General features: G+C 42.7%; 15 protein-coding genes, 1 tRNA gene and 2 pseudogenes. 6 read left to right on the forward strand and 12 right to left on the reverse strand.

Annotated features, from left to right (window positions below):
* Position 1 precedes the first annotated feature (1 nt).
* From V7K38_RS26265 to V7K38_RS26275, 3 genes are all read right to left on the reverse strand, one after another.
* The gene (locus V7K38_RS26265; RefSeq protein ID WP_334862149.1) at positions 2 to 817 is read right to left on the reverse strand and encodes a Tic22 family protein; all 816 of its coding nucleotides are present in this window, start codon (positions 815 to 817) and stop codon (positions 2 to 4) included.
* Positions 818 to 1536: 719 nt separating this feature from the next.
* Positions 1537 to 1610: transfer RNA gene (locus V7K38_RS26270), tRNA-Pro, on the reverse strand.
* 292 nt (positions 1611 to 1902) lie between these two features.
* Positions 1903 to 2451, reverse strand: a complete 549-nt coding sequence (locus V7K38_RS26275) for a GNAT family N-acetyltransferase (protein WP_334862151.1) — start codon at positions 2449 to 2451, stop codon at positions 1903 to 1905.
* Between the two features lie 668 nt (positions 2452 to 3119).
* On the opposite strand from V7K38_RS26275, the gene V7K38_RS26280 reads away from it, so the two are divergent.
* Together V7K38_RS26280 and V7K38_RS26285 are read left to right on the forward strand one after the other, a co-directional pair.
* Positions 3120 to 3839, forward strand: a complete 720-nt coding sequence (locus V7K38_RS26280) for a hypothetical protein (protein ID WP_012410214.1) — start codon at positions 3120 to 3122, stop codon at positions 3837 to 3839.
* A 136-nt stretch (positions 3840 to 3975) separates the two neighbouring features.
* The gene (locus tag V7K38_RS26285; RefSeq protein WP_334862153.1) at positions 3976 to 4887 is read left to right on the forward strand and encodes an alpha/beta fold hydrolase; all 912 of its coding nucleotides are present in this window, start codon (positions 3976 to 3978) and stop codon (positions 4885 to 4887) included.
* Positions 4888 to 4949: 62 nt separating this feature from the next.
* Here V7K38_RS26285 and tsaD read toward each other — a convergent pair whose 3' ends face one another.
* On the reverse strand, positions 4950 to 5999 hold the full coding sequence (gene tsaD / locus V7K38_RS26290; RefSeq protein WP_334862155.1) for a tRNA (adenosine(37)-N6)-threonylcarbamoyltransferase complex transferase subunit TsaD: 1050 nt from the start codon (positions 5997 to 5999) through the stop codon (positions 4950 to 4952).
* A gap of 294 nt (positions 6000 to 6293) precedes the next feature.
* On the opposite strand from tsaD, the gene V7K38_RS26295 reads away from it, so the two are divergent.
* From V7K38_RS26295 to V7K38_RS26305, 3 genes are all read left to right on the forward strand, one after another.
* Entirely contained in the window at positions 6294 to 6788 is a 495-nt protein-coding gene (locus V7K38_RS26295) for a Photosystem I reaction center subunit III (RefSeq protein WP_334862157.1), read from the forward strand.
* Between the two features lie 39 nt (positions 6789 to 6827).
* Positions 6828 to 6977 carry a photosystem I reaction center subunit IX gene (psaJ, locus tag V7K38_RS26300; RefSeq protein ID WP_334862159.1) on the forward strand — a complete coding sequence of 50 codons (150 nt, stop codon included), beginning with the start codon at positions 6828 to 6830 and terminating at the stop codon, positions 6975 to 6977.
* A gap of 273 nt (positions 6978 to 7250) precedes the next feature.
* Positions 7251 to 7772 carry a photosystem I reaction center protein subunit XI gene (locus V7K38_RS26305; protein ID WP_334862161.1) on the forward strand — a complete coding sequence of 174 codons (522 nt, stop codon included), beginning with the start codon at positions 7251 to 7253 and terminating at the stop codon, positions 7770 to 7772.
* Positions 7773 to 7865: 93 nt separating this feature from the next.
* Here V7K38_RS26305 and gmk read toward each other — a convergent pair whose 3' ends face one another.
* The 6 genes and pseudogenes from gmk to tyrS form a co-directional block, all read right to left on the reverse strand.
* Positions 7866 to 8465: a guanylate kinase gene (gene gmk, locus V7K38_RS26310; RefSeq protein ID WP_334862163.1), complete on the reverse strand. Its 600-nt coding sequence runs from the start codon at positions 8463 to 8465 to the stop codon at positions 7866 to 7868.
* 163 nt (positions 8466 to 8628) lie between these two features.
* Entirely contained in the window at positions 8629 to 8895 is a 267-nt protein-coding gene (gene remA, locus V7K38_RS26315; protein ID WP_012410221.1) for an extracellular matrix/biofilm regulator RemA, read from the reverse strand.
* Between the two features lie 182 nt (positions 8896 to 9077).
* Positions 9078 to 9491: pseudogene (locus V7K38_RS26320) on the reverse strand (DUF29 domain-containing protein); the annotation flags it as partial.
* Positions 9492 to 9792: 301 nt separating this feature from the next.
* Positions 9793 to 10479, reverse strand: coding sequence for a hypothetical protein (locus tag V7K38_RS26325; protein WP_334862165.1), 687 nt, complete (start codon positions 10477 to 10479; stop codon positions 9793 to 9795).
* Complete coding sequence (gene pyrF / locus V7K38_RS26330) at positions 10476 to 11207, reverse strand: orotidine-5'-phosphate decarboxylase (protein WP_334862167.1); 732 nt, start codon at positions 11205 to 11207, stop codon at positions 10476 to 10478. Before pyrF ends, V7K38_RS26325 begins: the two co-directional genes overlap by 4 nt.
* A 21-nt stretch (positions 11208 to 11228) precedes the next feature.
* Positions 11229 to 12416, reverse strand: coding sequence for a tyrosine--tRNA ligase (tyrS, locus tag V7K38_RS26335; RefSeq protein ID WP_334862169.1), 1188 nt, complete (start codon positions 12414 to 12416; stop codon positions 11229 to 11231).
* A 173-nt stretch (positions 12417 to 12589) separates the two neighbouring features.
* Between tyrS and V7K38_RS26340 the strand changes: the two genes are divergently transcribed.
* Positions 12590 to 14515: a transglycosylase domain-containing protein gene (locus V7K38_RS26340; RefSeq protein ID WP_334862171.1), complete on the forward strand. Its 1926-nt coding sequence runs from the start codon at positions 12590 to 12592 to the stop codon at positions 14513 to 14515.
* Positions 14516 to 14565: 50 nt separating this feature from the next.
* On the opposite strand, the gene V7K38_RS26345 is transcribed toward V7K38_RS26340, so the two are convergent.
* Complete coding sequence (locus V7K38_RS26345) at positions 14566 to 14889, reverse strand: DUF1825 family protein (protein WP_334862172.1); 324 nt, start codon at positions 14887 to 14889, stop codon at positions 14566 to 14568.
* A gap of 728 nt (positions 14890 to 15617) precedes the next feature.
* Positions 15618 to 15686 (reverse strand): annotated as a pseudogene (locus V7K38_RS29735) (DUF1825 family protein); the annotation flags it as partial.
* Between the last annotated feature and the right edge of the window lie 66 nt (positions 15687 to 15752).

The following is a 15752-nucleotide window of genomic DNA, read 5'->3' on the forward strand; positions in this document are numbered from 1 at the left end:
GTCATTTTTTCGCGGGTGCAGCAGCAGGCTTCGCACCTGATGATTGATTCGGCGCAAGTGAGCGAATAAAATTGATGGACTCCCGCGATGGATAGAGAACAATTTTATTGATACTAGGATCGGTGCTGCTATTGAGAGCCTCCATAACACCGTACAAATCAACTACCTGAATTTCAGTGTTGTCTGCTTCCTTTGGCACGGCTTTTTTGAATTGGTCTAACAAAGCTACTGCTTGCTCTTTTTCAAAAAAGAATGGAATGAATCGCTCGTTGCCTTTTGCAAGGGGAATGGTCAAATAGCTATTATCTTTCTTAAATTTGGGTACAAATAAGGGAATCCCATTGAATTGCTGCCCTTTTTTACCATTTTGATTCAGCATACTTGTTGCCGAAGCTACTTGTTCTTGCGTCGGTACTAAAGTATAAATTACGGAGTCTGATTTCTTTTTGCTCTCTTGGACGATTTTATAGTAGTCTGCCAGAGATAAAGGTCTAACCTGTAAGGTGCCTGCCAATTGGGGATTTTCTTTTTTGAGCCGATTGTCAAGGAATTTTTGAGCATCTTGCTTGCTAATAAAAAATCCCACTTGAGAAACAGGCTTAGATGCGTTGTTCCTCGAAAGAACTACGAATTCGCCTTTAGGATTGGTAAGCGTAAATACAGGTACTTCTTGGAGCTTTTTCACAATTTGATCTTGTGGCAACGCTACCGCCTCTAGATTGCCTATTCCTGGTAAATTGCCTATTCCTGAAAGTCCCGTTAAAAATACACTGCCAGCTATGCCCAATGTTGCGCCCAAGCGAATAAATGATTTCATGACTGCTCCTCGCATCAATAATCCAATTAAATTAAACAAATGGTTGGATTTGCACAGCACCAACTAGCTTTAGTTATATAGCAATCTATTTCAGTTGGGAAAAATTCATTGTGCGCGTTGAGGTTGAGGTTAAGCGTCAACGGTCAAAATCCAATATTCCCCAAGTATTGAGGGTTGCTATAGTATCGTTTTCACAAATTCACAGTGCTAGAGTTGTGTTTTTCTGGATTTCGCTTATTCACCACGAAATTCTGTAGATGCCTATTATATGTCTTCTCAAACGGTGAAAAGTTTCTTAGTCTCTCGACCTTGGATATGATAAATGCCATTCTATCGGCTTTCTCTAATATCGGGTGACGCTATTACTTAATCAATCGTTCCACCCCGCTTGCTTGAATATCTTCTCAAATCTATACAAAGCTCAATACCAGGAATATCTTACTGCTTAACGGCGTAATATTATTGTTAGGCTTTAACAGCAAACTAAACAATACAAGTAGATTGGCGTAAAAATTTGTCATTGGGATAAGGCTGGAGGCTGGAGGGAAAACGGTTTTAGCCCAGTTTGTCTTTTTTTACACAGGTTGGTTTTATTATGCCAACTTACTTAACAGGCAATCTGCTTGTTATCCGTAAAAATGTGCAATTTATTAAATTGCACATTTTTACGGATAACAAACTCTGTCAATTCGCTTTGGATATTAAATGTATTACTTAAATCGGGATGACAGGATTTGAACCTGCGGCATCCTGCTCCCAAAGCAGGCGCGCTACCAAGCTGCGCTACATCCCGGTTATACTTATCTACTTTTTGGGCTTGGGTTTTAGTTTCCCATGAAAGCGATCGCGCTTTACCAAAAGCATTAAGGTAACTATATCACATCATACGGCTTATGCCTAATCTTTTTTACCAAGAATAAGATAGATTAAATATTTACACTGATAAGGTTTTTTGCCGACTTAGTTTTACAAGACATATACTTGCGCCCTCGTCGGCAGAAAAAAGCAAAACTAAATCAAAATAACGGATTTTCATCATTTGACCTGATTTTCTTGTGCAAATCGGGTTTTATTTTGATTAAATACTAGTGAGGATACCAGAACATACCTTTAATGCCTTCTGGGTCAGCCATAAACCCCATAGTCCGGTAGAAATCTACAACATGAGGATCGGCGAAGAGAGTGACATTACTAATTTCTTCGCTTCTAAGTTTTTTGAGAACATATTTCATCAGTGCTTTACCCAGTCCTTGACTTTGAAAGTCTGGGTGAACCACCACATCCCAAATAGTGGCATTAAACGCGTGATCTGAGGTAGCGCGGGCAAAACCAATGAGCCGCTTTTGGTTTCCTCTCACCTGCCACATTGAGGCGACAAGAAAACTATGCTCAATAGCCTTTTTCACTTTTCTTAGAGGACGACGCGACCAACCAACTGCATCACAGAGTTCTTCTAGCTCATACAGGTCAATATCTCGCTCCGTACTGAAGACGATGCGAGTCTCCTTTGAAGAAGCTTCGCTAATGCTGCTAGGGTTGGAGTTGCCCGCAGCATCCACACGTTCTTCTAAGGGGTTTGTCCTAGTTGTCGCTACAGATTCAGGAGTACTAAACCAAGTTTTCCAAAAACCCATGCCAACGTGGTTCGGGTAGTATAACTAAATTGGTTTCCACTCTCAGGAGTGTTGATTCACGTTTAACATAGCTACCCCCATTTGCTAACCCCTTACACTGAAAGTTTTTCGGTTGTTTTCGGGATTTGCAATAGTAACAGCAAGTTAGAGCGTGTTTCACACCAATCATTTTCAACTTTAGCATTTTGTTGTAGAGGCTAGGAGAAATTCCCCAAAAGGGTAAGGATGTAAACTAATTCAAAATTGCAGCTCGCATCCTCTTCAGTTCGCCCTCTTACTTACCAATGCAATTGGACACCGAAGTTATGATGGTGGGAAGTCTCCGCTTAAAATTCAAAATTTAATATGGAAAAACCAAATCCTGGCAATTGCTCGTGTAGAGCTTAAATGCACGTTAGCTTAGGAGTGAATTGTATACAAGAGATTGAGTATTCGGGAAAATTCTTTCCTAGTCCCCAGCCGCCAATCCCTAGTACAGCAAGGCGGAAATCAACTACCCCTTTGAAATGTCTAAAACCCTTACGCAATAGTAATTACGAATTACGTTAGCGACGCGAAAAGCGAGTCCGCGTTCGCGCAGCGTCTCCAAGAGAGCGTCACGTTACTAGTCCCCAACACCCAGCCCCTAGTCCCCAGGTGATGAAAGCAAGCGAGTTTTACCCTTAAAAATGGCTTCTGGTTTAAAATCTTCAACACTGGAACTCCTAAAACGCTTTAACCGAGCGTTTCCCCAGTTTTACGAGCAATTCGTCAGCAGTGAGATTCAACTGCAAAATTTGCGCCTAGCCTACCGTCTCTATAAAACTAGACGCGCTGTTATTGAACTGAAACCGGAAGGTAGTAAAAGTGCTTTGCATTTTGCTTACCGCAACCAGTCTTTTCTCCTCAGCGATATTTTTGGTGTATTAGCAGCTTATGGGTTGACTATTCACGGTCTGAGTTTATACGGTCAGATCCGTCCACCAATGTTAGTTTTTATCAAATTGTTGGTATCTCGTGGTAGTAAAGCCTTGACGGAGAAAACCGCAGAAAATGTCTGTCGCGCCATCCGCGAGGCTTTAGGAGGTCGGTTTGAGGTAGAAGAGATGCTGGCAGTAGAATTCAATCTGGACACTGGTTTAGAGCAGGTACAAACTGAATTCTATGTCGATCCGGTCTTTCATCTCCCTGCCTTAGTGATTGAAGCCGATAATCAACCAGGATTATTCTACAAAGTGATGTACGCCATCTGGCAGGAAGACCTGCTGGTAGTCAATGCCAATTTATTGGTTTGGCGTGGACGTACACGGCTAATTCTCTACTTATTGGGGCCAAATGAAAGCCTCATTCCTGAATATCTCGGTCACAAGATTGCCGAAGGAGTCCGACAGAGGTTGCTGGGGAAATGAAAAAAGTGAGGAGTTAATCACTTAGGAGTTATGAGTTATGAGTTAAAAATTCACAACTCTTCACTTCTCACTCCAAACTCCTAGCTCTTCTTGTCCGGTCTTTAGTCGCACTCGCCCTTCAGGGTACGATATAAGTATGGCAACTATTGAAATCTTGGGCGTTCCACACGCATACGAGCTAACGGCTCCCACTTCCTGCCCCCACGCTTTAGTATTTATCCACGGTTGGCTCAATAGCAGTGGGTATTGGCAACCTGTGATTTCCCGCCTATCAGATGATTTGCAGTGCCTTTCCTATGATTTGCGGGGTTTTGGTGAATCCCAGTCTCAGGTAAAAACTGATTTTAGTGGGGCCCAAACTTCTCTGAGTCTAATGCCTATCTCCAGTAGTGCGGTTGGCTCACCAATCGATTCTCTTTATACTCCTGCGGCTTATGCTCAGGATTTAGCCATTCTCCTAAAACAGCTGAATATTACTAGTGCTTGGCTAATTGGTCACTCATTGGGAGGGACGATCGCTCTTTGGGGAGCAGATCGAATACCTGAGTGTGTTAAGGGAGTTATCTGTATCAACGCTGGCGGTGGTATTTACCTCAAAGAAGCCTTTGAGCAGTTTCGCTCGGCGGGTCAGAAATTTTTGCAAGTCCGTCCGCGTTGGCTCTCCCAAGTGCCTTTGATTGATTTGCTGTTTACTAGAGCCAGTGTAGCTCGTCCTTTAGACCGTCATTGGGCACGTCAGAGGCTAATTGATTTCGTTGTGGCTGACCCAGAAGCAGCGTTAGGAACTCTGTTAGATTCCACAACGGAGGAAGAAATCAATCGTTTACCTGAGCTAGTATCTCAACTGAAGCAGCCAGTTTATTTTTTGGCTGGTGCTGAGGATAAGGTTATGGAACCCAAGTATGTGCGCCATTTAGCTAGCTTTCACAGGCTGTTCCAATATTGTGGTGACAATGTTCTGGAAATTCCTAATTGCGGACATTTGGCTATGTTGGAACAGCCGGATGAAGTGGCCGATCGCATTCGGTCGATTGTCATTAGTCATTAATTATTGGGCATTGAGCATTGGGCATTGGGCATTGGTGGTTAAAAATGACTAATGAAAAATGACTATTCAACGGGGTGATACAACTTCATCACCTGGGTTAGGGCTAACCTAGACTCAACGCCTAACGTGAGGGTGGATGTATGACCACGGGATAGATGATCGGCGGCGGCACAGCCGATCATGGCGGCGTTATCGGTACAGAATTTTAGAGGGGGGAATAGGACGCGGAGGTTATGTTGAATGGCGGCGGCTTGGAGGTTTTTTCTTAATCCGCTATTGGCTGCTACACCGCCACCAATGGCAATTGTGTCTAGACCGTAGTCTAAGGCACAGGCGATCGCTCTTTTGGTTAGCGATCGCGCTACGGTTTCCTGAAAGCTAGCTGCTACATCTGCTACTGGCACTTGTCCACCATCTTTCTCTAATTGCTGCACTAAACGCAATACAGCCGTTTTTAACCCACTAAAACTTGCATCATAACGATGAAACCCCCCACCAGGTAAAGAAACTTTTCCTTCTGGTAAGGCAAAGGCTTGGGGATTTCCCTGTTGTGCCAACTTATCAATCGCTGGGCCACCGGGATAACCTAGCTTTAATAATCGCGCCACTTTATCAAAGGCTTCACCCGCAGCATCATCACGGGTTTGTCCTAGTGTTTCGTAATTACCACAATCTTTGACGAAAATCAAGCTTGTATGTCCGCCAGAAACTAATAAACTCAAGAAAGGGGGATTTAAAGTTGATTCGCTCAAGTACGTTGCGTAAATGTGACCTTCGAGGTGATGAACTCCCAAAAATGGTTTGTTGTGTACCATCGCTAGGGTTTTGGCAGCAGTTAACCCTACTAACAGCGCTCCTACGAGTCCAGGCGCACAAGTAGCGGCAATTGCGTCAATTTGTCCCCAGTCTAGTTGCGCTTGCTCTAGGGCTTGGGCGATCGCAACATTTATCGTTTCCAAGTGCTGGCGAGACGCTACTTCCGGCACTACCCCGCCATACTGCTGATGGACTGGAATTTGCGAGGCTACAATACTACTGCAAACTTTACGATTGTTAACAATTGCGACGGCAGTTTCATCACAGCTGGTTTCTATTGCTAAAACGGTTGTCATTTCTTGAGTGCTGAGTGCTGAGTCCTGAATAGTGGAGAGAAAATCTTGCTTCTTTACTACCCTACAACAACAATTCCTTTACTCAGCACTCGTTACTCAGCACGGGCTAAACCCTAGCTATCCGCTAACAGCACTCTAATTTTGGTTGAGAAGCTTTAACTTTTATTTACTTAAACTTTACTCGGTTCCCACCCAAGAGTATGATGACTTCCTAGTTATGCAAATAAACGACTGTACAAGCCGCTTCGTTTTGTACAAAGAACTTCTTGTTTTGTAATAAAAGGAAACAACTCTATGCGACGATTGTTTGCTTTGATGTTAGCGATTTGTCTTTGGTTCAACTTTGCCTCCCCAGCACAAGCTTTAGGGGCTAATTTGACACCCTGCAAGGACAATCCCGCTTTTCAAGAGCTAGCAGCTAATGCCCGTAATACCACCGCCGATCCCGAATCTGGGAGAAAGCGGTTTGAGCGTTATTCTCAGGCACTGTGTGGTCCTGAAGGCTACCCCCACTTGATTGTTGATGGTCGTCTAGATCGGGCTGGTGACTTTTTGATTCCCAGTATTCTGTTTCTATATATTGCTGGTTGGATTGGCTGGGTAGGTCGTGCCTATCTGCAAGCAATCAAAAAGGAATCTGACACTGAACTAAAAGAAATCCAAATCGATCTTGGTTTGGCACTACCCATCATGGCATCAGGCTTTACTTGGCCAGTAGCAGCAGTCCAAGAACTTCTCTCTGGAAAATTAGCAGCCAAGGATTCAGAAATCCCCATTTCCCCACGCTAAATCAGCTTAACTAATTCATTCGTTTTGGAGACTAAATTCATGGCAGACAAAGGCGCTCAATCAGCTTATTTGATTAAATTTCTTTCCACAGCACCGGTTGCAGCTACCATCTGGCTGTCCATCACAGCAGTTATCTTGATTGAATTCAACCTCTTTTTCCCCGACTTACTTTTCCACCCACTGCCATAAGTGGAACAAGGGATTTAGCACAGTTGAATTTCTTGTGTTTTTCCTAAAATTATGTAGTGGTTATATTCGGCTTAGTTAAGCAGAATTATCACCCAAATAGGTAGCACAAAGAGTTTTTTGAAACTCGCGCTCTGTAAACAGGATCGCGAGTTTCACACTTTTAAAAGTAGCTAAATTAATTTTTCTAAACTTCTTAGCCAAAAGACATCTTTAGCTACAATTATTATTAATATAAAAATGCCACCATTTTAAATTTAGAGGCGAACATAAAATATGGCACAAGCTGTAAATGCATCAAAGAATCTCCCCAGCGATCCCAGAAATCGGGAAGTTGTTTTCCCTGCTTTCCGCGATCCGCAGATTGGCAACCTAGAAACCCCGGTTAATGCTTCTCCCTTGGTCAAGTGGTTCATTAATAACTTACCTGCCTATCGCCCAGGTCTGGCTCCTGCCAGACGCGGTTTAGAAGTTGGCATGGCTCATGGTTACTTGCTATTTGGCCCCTTTGCCAAATTAGGCCCACTGCGGGATACAGATAATGCGAATTTAGCTGGTTTACTGGCAGCGATTGGCTTGGTTGTTGTTCTTACCGCTTGTCTATCCTTGTATTCCAATAGCAATCCACCCAAAGCACTTGCTAGCGTTACCGTACCCAATCCCCCGGTAGATGCTTTTAACTCTAAAGAAAGCTGGAACAACTTTGCCAGTTCTTTCTTAATTGGTGGTATTGGTGGTGCAGTAGTTGCTTACTTTTTGACTAGCAACCTGGGACTAATTCAAGGTTTATTTGGTTAATTTAGAAATTAAGAGTTAGGAGTTAGAAGTAAGGAGTTAAAATTCCTAACTCCTTACTCCCGTACAGACGCGATTAATCGCGTCTCTCCAAACTTATTTAAACAAAACCGTTTCAATGTCATTTAAAGCAGTTTCAAAATCGTCGTTAACGATTTGAATATCAAATTCATTTGCGGCTTGAATTTCTTCTTGGGCGCGGAGTAGACGACGAGCGATCGCTTCTTCAGAGTCTTGGGCGCGATCGCGTATCCGTTTCTCCAATTCCTCAAAAGAAGGCGGTAAAATGAAAATGCTGAGGGCGCTGGGGAAAGAAGCACGAATTTGTCTTGCGCCTTCTAGTTCAATTTCTAGCACTACCAACTTGCCAGAATGAATTTGGTTAAGTACAGCTTCGCGGGGAGTGCCGTAATAGTTACCAGCAAATTCTGCCCATTCTAAAAATTCACCTTCAGCGAGTAACTGTTCAAATTTACTACGGCTGACAAAGTAATAATTTTTGCCATCTATTTCCCCTGGACGGGGAGAACGAGTGGTTGCGGATACGGAAAAATAAAGTTCTGGATGACGTTGTAGCAGCGATCGCATTAAAGTGCCTTTACCAACCCCACTAGGGCCAGTTAAAACAATCAATCTGCCTAAATGCAAATATTCTTCGGTAGTAGCACTACTCTCGATAGGTAAAACTGGTATCATCCCCTCAACCTATAAATTAATCAATGAAGATATTATTCATTAGTCTTGTGTTCCTGAGCAAATTCACTGGTGACTAAAGAATTTGTAGCAAGGGTGACAAAAAACTTATCTAATTCAGATAATACTGCCGCTCGGTACAAAGAGGAGTAGAAATAACCTACTACTAATTATCTACAGTTTGATGATCGCGGGAAATTACAAAGCGATTCGCTACCGTTTCCGGCTGAATTGCCGACAGAATTACGTGGCTGGAATCGGTGATAATTACAGCCCTAGTCCGACGGCCGTAAGTTGCATCAATAAGTTGACCTCTGTCCCGTGCATCCGTAATAATCCGCTTAATCGGGGCAGACTCTGGACTGACAATCGCAACTACTCGGTTAGCAGACACAATGTTACCAAAGCCGATGTTGATTAATTGAATCTCCATAAAAAAACTCACGCTAAAAGCGGTTTGAGAAGCTTTAAATAAACTTATTTCTATGTTATCGCCAAAAAACGGGAGTTACAACGCTTAAATTCAAGCCCGCTTTAGTTTTTAAATAATCTATGCTTTCTTTGGCTGTTTATCAGCTAAACTTGCTGAAAATCTTTCCAAAGGCATAGGCGCAATTATACTGATACACGGTGATTGGATGATGTATATTTATGGAATCGATTAATCGAACAATAGATAAATGATGGTAAATAATCCACATCTAAAATTTGCTCAATGGTATAAGGACAAGTTTGCGGAAAACAATTCAATCCACTTTTCTTTTTTGCTTGTCGTAGCGCATCAATGTAGACTTCTTCAGGCACTGTGAGCAGATAGTTGTAGAGGTTTTTAGATTTGGTTAATTTCCTAAGTTCCACCCGAAAATTATCAATTTCTACTTCCCAATGATTTTTACATTCAGGAAGACTCCAATGTTGATACAAAAGGAGATGTTTACGAAGTTGCAAAAGATAACTTTCGAGTTTGTGCTTCTGTTCATTACCCAATCTTTCAATCTTCTCAATCAAATGCTTCCAATCAAGATGCTCTAAATCTCGTTCTTACAATTGTTTTAAGGTAGTTTCTAACCACAAGTGATAATCCTGTTCATAGAGAATTTGAGTAAGTATTTTAGACATTGTTTAATATTCTCCTAATTTAAGAAGATTGGCTCTTGCGTCCCTTTTATGGTATTTGAGGATTGATTGTAACAAAATCCTTGTGGGGCAAGGGTTATAAAAAATTATGGTACTGTTTTGAATGAAATGCTTATAGGGTAGGGCTTTCAATGATTTTGAAGCAGATTTTCCATAAAAATAACCGAAGAACCAGAAGATTTTGAATTAGGTTTTATTTACGCACACTTCCAGCTTGGCAATCGCGTAACCAAGTATTAACCCCTTGGGCAACAGTGCCATTACTACTATCGCGTGGTGGGGATAACGGCTGCTTTCCTGAATAGGAACCAGTTTGAGTAAACATCATTACTAAATGCCAACCAGTTGTAGTTTTAGTCAACAACAGCCAGTGGAATTCTTGCAATTCGATCGCTTTCTTTCCTATGTACTGCCGCTCCAAGGTAGTAAAGAAAACTTGCTCGACTCCTGATGTAGAGTTTTTAGACGCATCTGCACTATATTTTTCAAGGTTTAGGGGCAAAGGAGTAAATTCAGGTCTTCCTGCCACTAGCATATAACTGTAAATATCACTGCTTCTGCTGAGGCGACGGGCGCGTTGACTAGCACGATTAGTATAACTAGGTAAATCTTGGAGTAACTGTATAGTTAATGTTTCTAAATTTTGATCGGAACAGAAAGATTTCGCCCCGTCGTTGATATTTTCCCTTTCTGCTAAAAGAGAGGGTTTAGGGGTAAGGTTTATCGAGAATGCTGGGTAAGTAAGAATATTTAATACTAAAACCCAGAAGCTACAAACTAAAAGCCAACTATAATTTTTTTTCTGAAGCGAAGAAGCAAAATTTTTCTCCCCTACACCCTGCGCCCTGTCTTTGAGTTTCTCACTGACTCTTAGTTTCATGTCACTGTGGTTAACTCCTCAGAAATCCTCTTCCAGGCTAACTCCGGCTCAGTAGCAGTAGTAATGGGACGGCCAATTACGAGATAATCTGCACCAGCAATAATTGCTTGGGCTGGAGTAAGCGATCGCTTTTGATCGCCAATATCAGCCCAAGTTGGTCGTACTCCCGGACAAACTAGCAAAAAGTCATCTCCACAAGTTTCTCGCAACTGTGCCACCTCTTGGGGCGAACAAACTGCCCCATCCAATCCCGCCTCTTGAGCCAGCAATGCCATTTCTAGCGCGTATTCTGGTAATTCTAGGGGAATCTTTAAATCAAACGCCAACTTTCTAGCAGAAATGCTCGTTAACAAGGTAATAGCAATTAACTTAGGCGGTTTTACACCCGCTTGGGCAGCCCCTTCTTGTGCCGCTTCTGTTGCAGCTTTCAGAGCTTCTGTCCCTGATGTAGAATGAATTGTCAATAAATCTACCCCGTAACGAGCCGCACTACGACAAGCGCCAGCAACTGTGTTAGGGATATCGTGAAACTTTAAATCTAGGAAGATGCGCTTTTCCTTAGATTTCAAAACTTGCAGAATTTTTGGGCCAGTGCTAGTAAACAACTCTAAGCCGACTTTCCACCAAACCACTTGCGGGAGTTGATCTATAAGAGCGATCGCACTTTCTTCATCCGGCACATCCAAAGCCACAATAACTCGTTTTTCAGCCTGTTCACTATTCCCCATTCCCTACTCCCCACTCCCCATTTAAACTAAACGCACAAACTTATTTTTCCCAACTTGTAAAACCTTACCTTGTAACTCACCAGAATCAGCAAAAGTAGTATCAACATCGGTAATGCGATCGCCATCTAAGCGGACTCCACCTTCTTGAATTTTCCGCTTACCTTCCCCTGTACTTTTGCATAAGCCAGTGACATTCAGAATATAGGCTAATTTCGCGGGAAACTGTGATGCTTCAGCTAGAGAAAATTCGGGAACTGCACCTTCCTTTCCGCCACTTTGCGCTGCTTCTTTTGCTTCTTTGGCGGCTATTTCGCCGTGGTACTGCTTGACAACTTCCCATGCTAGGAGAGTTTGGCGATCGCGGGGATTTTCTGGCAAATTATCCAAAGGTAAATCTGTCAGCAGTTCAAAATACTCCTCCAGCAGATTATCTGGAACCCCTTGTAACTTCTGATATTTTTGCCCCGGATGTTCTGACAACCCAATATAATTACCTAAAGACTTAGACATTTTTTGCACCCCATCTGTGCCAATCAAAATTGGCAGCAGCATCCCAAACTGGGGCTTTTGACCAAAATGGCGCTGCAAATCTCTGCCTACAGCGATGTTAAATTTTTGATCTGTCCCTCCTAATTCCACATCTGCTTCAACAGCAACGGAATCGAAACCTTGCATTAACGGGTATAGGAACTCATGGATAAAAATCGGATTCTCTTTCTTATAGCGATCGGCAAATCCTTCCTTAGCCAACATCTGCCCCACCGTCATCGTGGAGAGTAATTCCAAAATTTTCTCTAAATTAAGCCCAGAGAGCCATTCGGAGTTATAACGCACCTCTAACCTTCCTGGTGTGTCAAAATCCAAGATAGGACGTACTTGATCGAGATAAGTCTGAGCATTTTGGGCTACATCTGCTTCTGTAAGCTGACGACGCACTTCAGATTTACCTGTCGGATCGCCAATACGTGCGGTAAAATCGCCAATAATTAGAACTGCTATATGCCCTGCATCTTGAAACGCTCGCAGTTTCCGTACTGGTATGCTATGACCAAGATGAATATCAGTACCAGTAGGGTCAATTCCCAACTTGATCCTCAAAGGTTGGTTTGTAGTTAACAAGCGCTTTTCTAGATTTTCGCTGTTAACATCAGTTGGTTGTGGAAAAACTTCTACAACACCACGACGCAGCCAAGCAAAATCTTGCGTCATACTAGAAAATCCACTGTTAGCTATGTTTTGCCCGCTAGAAGTTAAGTTGGTTATAAACACTTGCAATTTATCCACTTTCTCATCTGCCAAACTACTATAATTGCAAAAAATTAACCGCCTTGCTTCGTCCAATCAATTACAGTTAAATTTATAAGTGAGGAAGTGAAATCGCCGTGTCGTCTTCTAGGACTTTTGAAGATAAACAGCCACAACGTCGGGCTTCATCAGGTTTTGAGTTTTTGAAAGGAGTCGGTCAGGTAACTGGCGGTACTCTGCTCTCAATTACCATGTTGGCAAGTTCCATTGTAGCCGGAGGACTGGTTGGTTTAGCCATTAGTTTCCGTAACTTGCCAGATGTGAGACAGCTACGTAACTTTTTTCCCTCAGAAACAACTTACATCTATGACGTTAAGGGTAAACTTTTAACGAGTATTCACGGGGAAGCCAACCGGGAAGTCGTACCCCTAGATAGAATTTCCCCGAATTTAAAACGGGCTGTATTAGCAAGTGAAGATAGCCACTTCTACGATCACCACGGTATTAACCCGACTGGTGTTGGCCGGGCTATAGTAGTTAACGCGGTAGCAGGTGGAGTCAAAGAGGGTGGCTCTACTGTTACTATGCAATTGGTAAAAAACCTGTTTTTATCTCAAAAACGCGCCTTTACCCGCAAGTTAGCAGAGGCAGTGCTAGCAATCAGGTTAGAGCAAATTCTCACTAAAGACCAAATTTTAGAAATGTACCTCAATCAAGTTTATTGGGGTCATAATAATTATGGTGTGCAAACGGCAGCCCGTAGTTACTTTAATAAGTCATCAGAATATTTAACCTTGGGTGAGTCAGCAATGATGGCGGGTTTGATCCAAGCACCAGAAGAATTCAGCCCCTTTGTGAGCATGAAGCTGGCAAAACAGAAACAAAAAGAAGTGCTGGGGCGGATGCTGGAATTAAACTGGATCGACCAATCTGAGTATGACAATGCCCTCAAGCAGGAAATCAAACTTGGTAAAATCAAATCCTTTCAAGGTAGTGCCTTACCTTACGTAACCAACACCGTAGCCCAGGAATTGGCTAAAAAGTTTGGGCGTGACACACTACTAAAAGGTGGGATGCGCGTGCAAACGACAGTTGATGCCAAGTTCCAAATAATGGCAGAGGAAACCGTCACTAAGTGGCATAAAGCACTTTTAGATCAGGGATTATCTAAAAACCAAATGGCGCTGGTGTCAATTGATCCGCGCACACATTTTATCAAAGCATTGGTGGGCGGTATAGATCCTAAAACCAGTGAATTCAATCGGGCAACTCAAGCTCAACGTCAGCCCGGATCTTCCTTTAAACCATTTGTATATTATACTGCTTTTGCTACTGGTAAATATACGGCAGACTCAACGGTGGAAGATTCTCCAGTCAGCTATCGAGATGGTAACGGTTGGTACTCACCCAGAAATTACGATAACAGTTTTAGGGGATCGATGCCAATTAGAACAGCTTTAGCCCAGTCACGAAACATTCCTGTAATCAAGATTGGTAAGGCTGTGGGAATGAATCGAGTGATCGAAACTTGTCGTACCTTGGGTATTATGAGTCCGATGGAACCTGTTACTTCCTTGCCTCTTGGTGCAATTGGTGTTACACCTCTGGAAATGGCTAGTGCTTATGCCACCTTTGCTAATTATGGTTGGCAGTCACCACCAACTGTAATTGCCCGTGTCACTGATAGTAGTGGTAACGTGTTGCTAGACAACACTCCCAAGCCTCAGCTAGTTCTCGATCCTTGGGCATCGGCAGCAATTATTGATGTGATGCGCTCGGTAATTTCTGAAGGTACTGGTAAAGGTGCTGCTATCGGTCGTCCAGCGGCCGGTAAGACGGGAACGACATCATCAGAAAAAGATATTTGGTTTGTTGGAACTGTGCCACAGTTAACAACTGCGGTTTGGGTAGGGAGAGACGACAACAGACAATTAGCTGACCATGCAACAGGTGGTGTTATGGTCGCTCCTATTTGGAAAGATTTTATGGAGAAGGCACTTAAGAACACACCAGTAGAAAACTTCAAGTCACCTTCTCAGTTTTCTCGCCCTAAGTCACAATAATTTGACGTTTTGGATTTTGGATTGGCAATTAATCCAAAATCTAAAATTTACTAAGCCTGTTTTTCTAGCTCGGTTTTCATCCGCTCCAAAGTTAGGTGCATTTGGTCAAACATTTGTTGCGGGGTGACACCGAATTGACCTAATTGTGTTTTCAGTTGTTCTACGGTCATTTGGGCCATGAAATCTTCTGATAGCTCGAAACGCTTCATAAAGATGCGATACCGATCCATCATGGCTTCCATTTGCTCAATAAACAGCTTTTTGCCATCGCGGTCAAATTTGCCGTAGTTGTTACCAAGCTTGATTAGTGCTTGATAATCCTCAAATAGCTGTTTTGCTTCTTGCTGAATTATCTCAGAATCGAAGAATCCCATATTGCTTATATTTAGACTGAGTGTCCAGACTCAGTAGCTTAATAGTTTTACTTCTATTTATTATTTTAGTCTAGGTGAGTAATCTAGTGACTAAGCTTCGCTTTTAGTACGGTTTGTTACCGAAATTTCAACACTTGACTTGAAAACGCTTCCTCTCGCTAGACCGACTCAATAAAGGTCTGTGAAACTTACTGTATTTGCTTTACACCTAAAGCGTTTAGGGTTTGTTTGGGCTTGAACTTTGTTCAAGTCCCGTTATAGATTCATCTTTCCGTCTGTAATCGCGGAAAATGCGCTGATTGACCTCTATTTGCCTCGTTAAGACTTTATGGCTATTAACAGAACTAGTTTTACGCTTTGGTGCAGGAATCCTGGCATTTTCCGTACTGTCAGCCATGTTCCTACCACGTGTCCTTCGGCAACACGGTTATGCCTTGCCCGGACGAAACGGCATTCCTTGTACAATTCCATACGGTCAGCGTAGCTACGTCGGTCCTCTGGAGTGTGATCGGGATTACATGTATGGAAAAACTCTAAATTGCAGGTCACAAACAGATTTAATCAATAAAGCATGGTGGCCACTTGAACGGGTTGGGTCTATTCCTACACTGCTGGGTGCGTCGCGTCCGCTGTTTGTAGAAAGCCGTCTAAAACAAGACACACCAACAGCAGTATTTATGCTCTTTGAGCCAGGATGTTATGTGCCTTATTCACTCTTAGGTGGGCCATAGGAAGGAAACATCCTCAAATAGCTGTTTAGCTTCTTGCTGAACTATCTCAGAATCGAAGAATCCCATATTGCTTATACTAAACTGAGTGTCCAGACTCAGTAGCTTAATAGTTTTACTTCTATTTATTATTTT

The sequence above is a fragment of the Nostoc sp. genome, assembly GCF_036917465.1.
In the GTDB taxonomy this organism is placed as follows: domain Bacteria; phylum Cyanobacteriota; class Cyanobacteriia; order Cyanobacteriales; family Nostocaceae; genus Nostoc.

Bases quoted from the DNA above. Each gene is read 5' to 3' on its own strand.
- V7K38_RS26265 (WP_334862149.1), bottom strand. From the start codon at position 817: ATGAAATCATTTATTCGCTTGGGCGCAACATTGGGCATAGCTGGCAGT.
- V7K38_RS26275 (WP_334862151.1), bottom strand. From the start codon at position 2,451: ATGGGTTTTTGGAAAACTTGGTTTAGTACTCCTGAATCTGTAGCGACA.
- V7K38_RS26280 (WP_012410214.1), top strand. From the start codon at position 3,120: ATGGCTTCTGGTTTAAAATCTTCAACACTGGAACTCCTAAAACGCTTT.
- V7K38_RS26285 (WP_334862153.1), top strand. From the start codon at position 3,976: ATGGCAACTATTGAAATCTTGGGCGTTCCACACGCATACGAGCTAACG.
- tsaD (WP_334862155.1), bottom strand. From the start codon at position 5,999: ATGACAACCGTTTTAGCAATAGAAACCAGCTGTGATGAAACTGCCGTC.
- V7K38_RS26295 (WP_334862157.1), top strand. From the start codon at position 6,294: ATGCGACGATTGTTTGCTTTGATGTTAGCGATTTGTCTTTGGTTCAAC.
- psaJ (WP_334862159.1), top strand. From the start codon at position 6,828: ATGGCAGACAAAGGCGCTCAATCAGCTTATTTGATTAAATTTCTTTCC.
- V7K38_RS26305 (WP_334862161.1), top strand. From the start codon at position 7,251: ATGGCACAAGCTGTAAATGCATCAAAGAATCTCCCCAGCGATCCCAGA.
- gmk (WP_334862163.1), bottom strand. From the start codon at position 8,465: ATGATACCAGTTTTACCTATCGAGAGTAGTGCTACTACCGAAGAATAT.
- remA (WP_012410221.1), bottom strand. From the start codon at position 8,895: ATGGAGATTCAATTAATCAACATCGGCTTTGGTAACATTGTGTCTGCT.
- V7K38_RS26325 (WP_334862165.1), bottom strand. From the start codon at position 10,479: ATGAAACTAAGAGTCAGTGAGAAACTCAAAGACAGGGCGCAGGGTGTA.
- pyrF (WP_334862167.1), bottom strand. From the start codon at position 11,207: ATGGGGAATAGTGAACAGGCTGAAAAACGAGTTATTGTGGCTTTGGAT.
- tyrS (WP_334862169.1), bottom strand. From the start codon at position 12,416: ATGACGCAAGATTTTGCTTGGCTGCGTCGTGGTGTTGTAGAAGTTTTT.
- V7K38_RS26345 (WP_334862172.1), bottom strand. From the start codon at position 14,889: ATGGGATTCTTCGATTCTGAGATAATTCAGCAAGAAGCAAAACAGCTA.